Raw genomic sequence first — 8298 nt, 5'->3', positions numbered from 1 at the left:
GGGCATACGGCAGACGCAGGGGACGCTTCGGCGTGTCCTGCGTCTTTTGTTTGCGTCCACGGAGTAGCTGTTACGGAAATCTGTTGCAGGCTGTCCGCGGCAGGTGTACTATCCGCCCGTTGGTGAACCAGGCGGCGATCGCAGCCCCGACCTATCCTCCGCGGCGCGTCCTTTCCCGGATCCGTCATCCCGCCGACGGACGCGCCTCCCCCCGCCACACCTTTCGGCCCACCCGGAGACACACATGCGCCTCACCCGTCCCACCGCCGCCGGCGCCCTGCTGGCGGCCGGCCTGGCCGCCGCGCACCCGTCCGCCGCGCAGATCCGCGTGGAAACCGCCCCGCCCCTGGCCTCGCAGCGGTGCACCAACGTGATGGATCCGCCCATGATGCGCGCGGCCGGCGCCACGCTCACCATGTCGCCGGCGCAGTACGACATCGGCGGGATGCCGTTCGCCACCAACGTGTACAACAACGGGTTCGTGGCGCCCACGCTCACCATGCAGGCCGGCGAGCCGCTGAACCTGACGGTCGTCAACGACATGGGCGCCACGGCGAACCAGCCGGCCGACGAGGTGCGGTGGACCAACAGCCACTACCACGGGCTGGTGGTCACCCCCAACCCGGCGGGCGGCGACAACGTCACGCACGTGCGCATCGACCGGGGCGGGCGCCGCTCGTACAACTTTCCCGTGCCCGCGGGCCACACCGAGGGGATGTTCTGGTACCATCCGCACCCGCACGGCATCAGCAGCTCGCAGGTGGCCGGCGGGCTGAGCGGGGCGCTCCTGGTGGGCAGCGTCACCTCGTACTTTCCCCAGTACGCCAATGCGCCGGAGCGGGTGATGCTCATCCGCGACATGTCGTTCGACCTCATGAAGTCCGTCGCGCTGCTCAACATCAACGGCAACCCCTGCTCACGCCTGCCCGTGCGACCGGGTGGGCAGCAGCTGTGGCACATCGGCAACTTCGGGTCGAACGTGTTCGTGAACCTCAAGCTGGAGGGCGCCCGCTGGACACTGCTGGCCCTGGACGGCAACCCGCTCCTGGCGCCCATGCAGATGGACTCGCTGTACCTGCCGCCGGGCACGCGCGCCGAGGTGATCGTCACGGGCCCGGCCGCGGGCGATTCCGTCCGCCTGTTCTCGGCGCCCATGGCGCTCAAGCTGGGCACGCCGGAGGTCACGCTGGGCTGGGTGATCGGCGATCCCGCCGCGCCCGGCTCCCCGCCGCCGCCCGCGGGAGCCGCGCCCGCCGGCGGACCTACGCCGCAGATCCTGGCGCAGGTGGAGCGCCTGCGGACGGCCACGGACGTCAACCGCCACACGTTCAAGTTCTCGTTCCCGGGTGAGGTCACGGCGGCCGTCAACGACTCCATCTACGAGCCCAACCACCGGCCCGTCTCCGTGCCCTGGGGCCAAGTGCAGGAGTGGACCATCGTGAACGCGTCGAGCGCGCTGCACACGTTTCACATCCACCAGACGGACTTCCTGGTCGTTTCCGTCAACGGCCGGCCGGCGGACGAGGGACTGCTGCGCGACAACGTGCCCGTGGGCGTGCACCGCTCGGCCGACGGGCAGCGCTGGGAGGGCGACACGGTCGTCGTGCGCTTTGTCTTCGATCCCATCGCCGCGGGTCCGTTCGTCTTTCACTGCCATGTCCTGCAGCACGAGGACGAGGGGATGATGCACAACGTCTGCGTCTACGATCCCAACGATCCCGCCGGGCCGCGAAAGTGCGACCAGATGTTCACCGGCAACGGCCACGGCCACTGACGTCCGCGCGATCGGTCCGGACGGACGGATGGAAGCGGAGGCAGGGAATCTCGCGCGGGTGTCCTGCCTTCGCGCTTTTGTCGGCGTCCGATCCTGCCGATACCTCGTGGTGACGGGGGCGCGCCTTTCCCGGCGGGCGGCGAGGACGCAGATTGTGCGGCCCGAACGGCTTCCCCCATCCGCCGCGCCGCCATGACCGAGGTCCACACGCTCGCCTGCGGGCACACCGTCCGCGACCCCGCGCAGACGCACTACTGCACGTACCTGCGCCTGCCGGAGCTCCTGCGGCTGCAGCCCGCGCCGGACGCGCTGCGGCACCCGGACGAGCACCTGTTCGTGGCCACGCACCAGTCGTTCGAGGTCTGGTTCAGCCAGATGCGCACGGACCTGCCGCGCATCATCCAGGCGCTGGACGCGGACGATCTGGGGATGGCCGCGTGGCTGGCGCAGCGGTGCACGGCCATCGTGCGGATGTTCTCGCCCATGATGCGCGTGCTGGAGACGATGACGCTGGGCGGCTTCTACGCGTTCCGGCATCACCTGGTCCCCGCCAGCGGCGGCGAGAGCGGCCAGTGGCACGAGATCGAGCTGCTGTCGGGCGCGCGCGAGCCGGAGTTCCGGCGCTACCTGCAGTCCGAGATCCACCCGGACCCCTCGTCCGGCCCGCACTCGCTGCTGTGGACGGACCGGCTGGAGGAGCTGTGGAACCAGCCGTCCGTGGCCACGGCGGCCCAGGCGGCGTTCGCGCGGCGGGGCGTGACCCCGGCGGAGGCGTACGCCGCGTCGCACGCGGGGCAGGGGCACTGGGACCTGGTGCACCTGGCCGAGGCGCTGCTGGACTACGACGAGGAGGTGCGCTGCTGGCGCTTTATCCACGCGCGGACGGCGGAGCGCACCATCGGCCCGGAGGTGGAGGGGACGGCGGCCAGCAGCGGCGTGCGCTTCCTGGAGCGCATGGCCACGCACCGCGCCTCGTTCTTCCCGTTCCTCTGGCGCGCCCGGGCCGACCTGTGGGACCGCATGCAGGCCCCGCCCGCCGCGGGCTGATCCGCCTTTCGCCGCGCCGGGCGGATCCGTCCGGCGGGGGATGCGGACCCGCATGGGCCCATCGTGGTATCAGGGTGTCGCAGATCCGATCGCGCGCGCATCCCCGTACTCTTTCTTCGCGGACCCCGGCACACGCCCCCGGGATCCGCGATGTCGTTCTGCCCGCCCGTCTTGCGGAATGCGAGAGCGAAACCGGCGGGTTCAGCGGCGATGCGTGCAACGGCCGAGGCACTACCGCTGGTACTGAAATTGTATCAGCTTTGTCCAAACATTACCCGGCGCGGGGGGCGCAGCTGGTTCCCGTGCACAGCCACCGCTCACCCGTCCGCTCCGTCCTGATGATCTATCCGTCCGACCCTGCCCGCCAGACGCTCGCGCTGCCCGGGCTCTCGATGATCTCCGCGCCCGACGTACAGGGCGAGGGGCTGATGCAGGCCGGCTACCGCACGGCGGACCGGCTGCTGCGGCGCCTGCTGCTGGCCCACCTGGTGCTGGTGCTGGCCCTGGCGCCCCTTCACGGCACCTGGCGCGCGGCGCTGCTCGGGGGCATCCCCGTCATCGCCCTGGGCTGGCTGGCCGCGTGGTGGTGGGAAGGCCGGCTGGCGGCGCGGATGAGCATCGCCACGGCCCTGCTGACGATGTCGGCGCTCATCATCCACCAGAGCGGGGGGATGATCGAGATGCACTTTCACATCTTTGCCATCCTCGCGTTCCTGCTGCTGTACCGCGACTGGCGCGTGCCGGTGGCGGGCGCGGTGGTCACGGCCGCGCACCACGTGCTCTTCAACTACCTGCAGACGCACGGGATGGGCGCCATGATCTTCCAGCACCACACGGGCTGGGGGATCGTGGCCGTGCACGCCGGCTGGGTGGTGTTCGAGGTGGCCATCCTGGTGTACATGGCCCGGCTGCTGGCCGGCGAGACGCGCGCGGCCGAGGGGCTGGTGCGCCTGGCCGCCCGCGTGGGCGAGGGCGACCTCACGGCCCGCGCCCAGACGGGCGCCGGCGCCGTGGGTGACGCCGTCCGCGCCGTGAACGAGGGGACGGAGCGGCTGGCCGACGCCGTCCGCGGGGTGCGCAACCGCGCCCTGGAGGTGTCGGAGGTGGCACTCACCTTCAACGCCGCCGCGGACCACGTGACGGGCGCGGCCGAGGAGGTGGCGCGGGCCCTGGGCGAGGTGTCGGCCGGGTCGCAGGAGCAGGCGCTCAACACGCAGCAGATGGCCACCACCCTGGGCGGGATGGCGCGCTCCATCGGCAGCGTGGCCAGCCGCTCGCACGGCGTGGCGCAGGCGTCGGAGCGCGCGGCCGGGGTGGCCCGCGACGGCTCGCGCGTCATCGAGGACGCCGTGGGCCGGCTGCAGGCCATCCGGCAGACGGTGCTGGAGGCGGCGGCGCAGATCAGCGAGCTGGGGGTGTACAGCGACCGGGTGGAGACCATCACCCGCGTCATCACGGACATGGCCGCGCAGACCAACCTCCTGGCGCTCAACGCCGCCATCGAGGCCGCGCGCGCGGGCGAGCACGGGCGGGGCTTCGCCGTGGTGGCGGAAGAGGTGCGCAAGCTGGCCACCCGCTCCGGCGAGAGCGCCCGCGAGGCGGCGGACATCATCCGCGACGTGCAGACGGTCACGGGCCGCGCCGTGGAGGGCATGCAGCGCGGGACGGCCGAGGTGAACGCGGGCGCGGCCCTGGCCGGCGACGCGGCCACGGCCCTGCGCGAGATCGTGGCCATGGTGGAGCAGATGGTGGGCGAGGTGGCCGCCATCTCCAACGCGTCCGAGGAGATGGCGCAGGCCAGCCGGCAGGCGCTCTCCGGCGTGGGCGTGGACCCCGTGGCCGTGGAGGCCGGCGCCCCCGACGCGCTGGACGTGCTCACGCGCCTGGCCCGCGCCAACGCGTCCGCGGCCGAGTCTGCCGCGGCGGCCGTGGAGGAGATCAACGCCTCGATGGAGGAGATGAGCGCCTCGGCCGAGGAGCTGTCGCAGATCGCCGGCGAGCTGCAGTCCGACGTGGAGCGCTTCCGCACGGGCGAGGATGCCGTGGCCGCCGTCCCCGTCGCCGCGGTGCCCGTTCCCCGCGTGGTGGACCTGCGCGCCCGGAGTGGCGCCGCCGCCTGATCCGCATCCGCGGAACCCGGAACGCCGAACGGGGGCGTCGCCACGTCGCGACGCCCCCGTTGTTCGTCCGGAACCCCGCGATCAGTACACGTCCACCTCGTAGCGGCAGCGGCCCGATGCACCGCACCCGGCCATGATGATCACCAGCCGGTACACGCCCGTGCGGCGCGGTGCCGCGACGACGGTGGGGACGTCGTCCATGGCCTTGTCCTCGGCGGCCCAGATCCACCGCGTCCCGTTCCAGCGGTACAGGACGAAGTCCAGGTCGTTGCAGTTGACGTCGCAGACGCCGTCGTACTGGTACTCGTTGCCGGCGTACAGCGTGAGGTCCAGCTGACCCTGCTCGCCGTCGTACAGGTTCCCGTAGTACGTGCTCCGGGGTGGCGACGCGGGGCCGGCGCCGGCCAGCAGGGCCGTGCTCGCGAGGATGAGGGACGTCCGGATGAAGGTGCGCATGAAGTCCTCCTTGGCGCCGGGGAGGCGCCGATGCGAGGGGAAGATGATTCGGCGCGGGTGCCGTCCTGGGCAGGCGGCGAGGGGTCCGCGCCGGACCGCCGCTCGGGCATGGGCGGTGCCACCGGGGCGCCATTTCGTGGAGGCCAGGCGCGGTGCCGTAAACAAGCGGTCGGGGCGGGCGCGCGGCCCTGGCACGGTGGTGCGTCCGAATCCCGTTCGGGGAGTCCGTGTCCCGGTCCGGATCGGTGGGGGCTGGACCGGCGGGCGCGTTGGGGCCATCATCCAGCATGCGCATCGCACGCCTTTTCGCCGTCCCGCTCCTGCTCGCGCTGGCCGGGTGCACGCTGAACCTGCCGCGCGTGGAGGGGCCGGACCGCAACGCCATCCCCACCGCGTGGCCGTGGGAAAGCCTGATCTACGCCGCGCGGACGGCGGACGGGCACGTGTTCGTCGTGGACCTGGGCTGGCACGGGGCGGCGGACGCGCTGGAGCACGGCCTGGCCCGCATTGGCGCGCGGCCGGAGGAGGTGACGGACGTGTTCCTCACGCACAGCCACCGCGACCACGTGCAGGGGTGGACGGCCGTGCGGCAGGCGCGCTTTCACATGGCGCAGGCGGAGGTGCCGCTGTTCCTGGGCCAGGTGCGCCACGCGGACCTGCCGTCGCGCGTGAGCGCCGCCGCCGTGGGCGATCCGGGCCCGTGGAGCGGGGAGGTGGCCGTGCGGCCGTTCTCGCGCGACACGGTGTTCGCGTTCGGCGCGGACACCGTGCGGGCGTTCCTGGTGCCGGGCCACACGGCGGGGAGCACGGCGTACCTGTACCGCGGCGTGCTGCTGGCCGGCGACGCCATCTCGCGGCCGTACCACACGGGCTATGGTCCCGGGATGGGCATCTTCACGGCGGACCGCGCCGCCGGCCGCGCCTCGCTGGCCTCCCTCTTCGAGCGCCTCCGCCCGTACGACGTGCAGTGGGTGTGCACCGCCCACGGCAAGTGCGCCCGCCCCGACGAGCGCTTCATCCGCAAGGTCCTGCGCTGAAACCCCTACTGATTTTTCTCACGCAGAGGGAGCAGAGGCAGCAGTACTGCAACTGCTTTTGTAGTACTGCTGCCTCTGCTCCCTCTGCGTGAAATGCCGTAAAGCTCACCCTGCCGAGGACTTTGCCTCCGCGCGCGCAGTTGCCTCCGCGCGGCCGCGGACGACTTCCAGGATGTTGCCCTGGATCTGCCGCATCACCAGGTCCGTCCACAGCCCCGCGTACGGGTTGAAGTGCGTGCTCAGCCGGTGCGTGCTGCTCAGCACCAGCTCCGTCTCATTCGGCGCGATGGGGACGATCTCGTACGTGCCGTCCAGCACGTCGAAGTACTCGCCGCCCACGGTCACGTGCTGGTCCAGCGTCTTCGTGGGGATGCTGTCGGCGGCGATGGTGAACGAGAGCTTTCGCAGCGGCTCCCACACGATCACCGTCTCGCGGAACAGCACCCCGCGCTCGAAGCTCGCCTGGCGCACTCCGCCGATGCCGTCGTGCGAGAGCGTGGCCTCGATGGGGCGGGGAAAGCCGATGCGGTGGATGAAGCTCGTCCCGTACTCCTCCGGGCGGATGGGCGGCACGCGGATGATCTGCGCCCACACGTCCTCCGCGCCGGCGTGGATGCGGATGCGGTTCTCCACCACCCGGTGCGTCCGCGCCTGCGGCATCCGGTTCTCCACGGGCCCCGCCACGTACGGCAGCAGCAGGACGGAAAAGAGCGCTGTCGCGCGCATCCGCCGGCTGGCGACCCACCGCACGAGCGTGGCCAGCGCGCCGCCCAGCAGCGCCATGAGGATGAAGATGGGCGCCATCATCACCACGCAGATCAGCCCCTCCACGCCCACGGCCAGCACCGTGACGAGCACCATGAGCGCCGCGCCGAACGGGATCACCAGCCCCGGCGCCAGCGCGTCGTCGCCCTCCCCGCGCCCCACCGCCGCGGCGAAGTAGCCCACCGCCAGCGGCATGAGAAAGATGAAGGTGAACGTCATAGGCTTCGCGATGGGCAGCTGGTCGCTGAACGCCAGCCGCCCCACCAGGCCGTAGAGCACGCTGCCCAGCAGGGCCAGCACGAGTCCGGATTTCGTCAGGCGCATCGGGATGTCTCCGCGAGAGATCAGAATGAGTCGGCGCTGCGGTCGCGTCAGAGCGGCACGCGGATGAGGACCTGCTGCCACGAATCGCGCGGCTCCGCGGCGGGGCGCACGCACTCCGTCGCGGGGAGCGGGGAAAAGACGCGCGGCAGGAGCGCGCCTCTCACAGCGTCGCGCGGGGAGGCGGGCGGCCGGCGGATCCACGCGGCGACGTGCGCCGCCACGCGGAAGGCCAAGCGAACGAGCAGCGCCAGCACGCCGCCGATCACCGCCATCACGACGAACAGCGGCGTCAGCAGCACTGTGACGAGCACCGCCGCGCCGCCCTGGGCAATGCCTGCCGCCAGCAGCATCAGCGCGAAGGCCGACGGGGGCAGCAGCCCCACGCGCGGCTCGTCCGACCGGGCGACGGTCCGGTAGCCCACGGCCATGGGGAAGAGGAAGAGAAAGGTGAGGGTGAGCCACACGGCCTGGGTCGTCCCCGCGTCGTACGCGCGCCGGGCCACCAGCCCGAAGACCACGCTCTCCGCCAGGGGAAGCAGGGCGAGCAGCCGTAGCCGCGGAGGGAGGAGCTCTCCCGAGTCATCGCACAGGATCATTGCCCCGGCGTCATCGGCGAGCGGCGGGCGGGCGGCAGGTTCTTCGGCATCCACCGCATCGGAGGGTTCGACGAGGGTGCCGGGGCGATCAGGATCGGTCGGACGCATGGCTTCAACTCCACCCACGGAGGAGAGGAAGGCGAACGCGTGAATTGAACGCGTTCAGTTGAACGGGTTCA

At 71.8% G+C, this 8298-nt stretch carries 7 protein-coding genes; 4 read left to right on the top strand and 3 right to left on the bottom strand.

Going from position 1 to position 8298, the window contains the following annotated elements:
• Window positions 1–244: 244 nt before the first annotated feature.
• From VFZ20_RS00600 to VFZ20_RS00590, 3 genes are all read left to right on the top strand, one after another.
• Window positions 245–1774 (top strand): multicopper oxidase family protein, encoded by a 1530-nt coding sequence (locus VFZ20_RS00600; protein WP_329681868.1) that lies wholly within the window; start codon window positions 245–247, stop codon window positions 1772–1774.
• A gap of 192 nt (window positions 1775–1966) precedes the next feature.
• Window positions 1967–2821 carry a tryptophan 2,3-dioxygenase family protein gene (locus VFZ20_RS00595; RefSeq protein WP_329681867.1) on the top strand — a complete coding sequence of 285 codons (855 nt, stop codon included), beginning with the start codon at window positions 1967–1969 and terminating at the stop codon, window positions 2819–2821.
• 338 nt (window positions 2822–3159) lie between these two features.
• Entirely contained in the window at window positions 3160–4941 is a 1782-nt protein-coding gene (locus tag VFZ20_RS00590) for a methyl-accepting chemotaxis protein (RefSeq protein ID WP_329681866.1), read from the top strand.
• Window positions 4942–5022: 81 nt separating this feature from the next.
• Here VFZ20_RS00590 and VFZ20_RS00585 read toward each other — a convergent pair whose 3' ends face one another.
• Entirely contained in the window at window positions 5023–5397 is a 375-nt protein-coding gene (locus VFZ20_RS00585) for a hypothetical protein (RefSeq protein WP_329681865.1), read from the bottom strand.
• Between the two features lie 287 nt (window positions 5398–5684).
• Here VFZ20_RS00585 and VFZ20_RS00580 point away from each other — a divergent pair, with 287 nt between their 5' ends.
• The gene (locus tag VFZ20_RS00580; RefSeq protein ID WP_329681864.1) at window positions 5685–6434 is read left to right on the top strand and encodes an MBL fold metallo-hydrolase; all 750 of its coding nucleotides are present in this window, start codon (window positions 5685–5687) and stop codon (window positions 6432–6434) included.
• A 105-nt stretch (window positions 6435–6539) separates the two neighbouring features.
• Here the strand turns inward: VFZ20_RS00580 and VFZ20_RS00575 are convergent, their stop codons facing one another.
• Entirely contained in the window at window positions 6540–7523 is a 984-nt protein-coding gene (locus VFZ20_RS00575; RefSeq protein ID WP_329681863.1) for a hypothetical protein, read from the bottom strand.
• Window positions 7524–7570: 47 nt separating this feature from the next.
• The gene (locus VFZ20_RS00570; protein WP_329681862.1) at window positions 7571–8119 is read right to left on the bottom strand and encodes a hypothetical protein; all 549 of its coding nucleotides are present in this window, start codon (window positions 8117–8119) and stop codon (window positions 7571–7573) included.
• Window positions 8120–8298 lie beyond the last annotated feature (179 nt).

Origin of the sequence: Longimicrobium sp. (assembly GCF_036280135.1) — a bacterium.
Taxonomy (GTDB): Bacteria; Gemmatimonadota; Gemmatimonadetes; order Longimicrobiales; family Longimicrobiaceae; genus Longimicrobium.
Note: the sequence above shows the minus strand (reverse complement) of the source record. Positions and strands in the feature narration are given on the sequence as shown.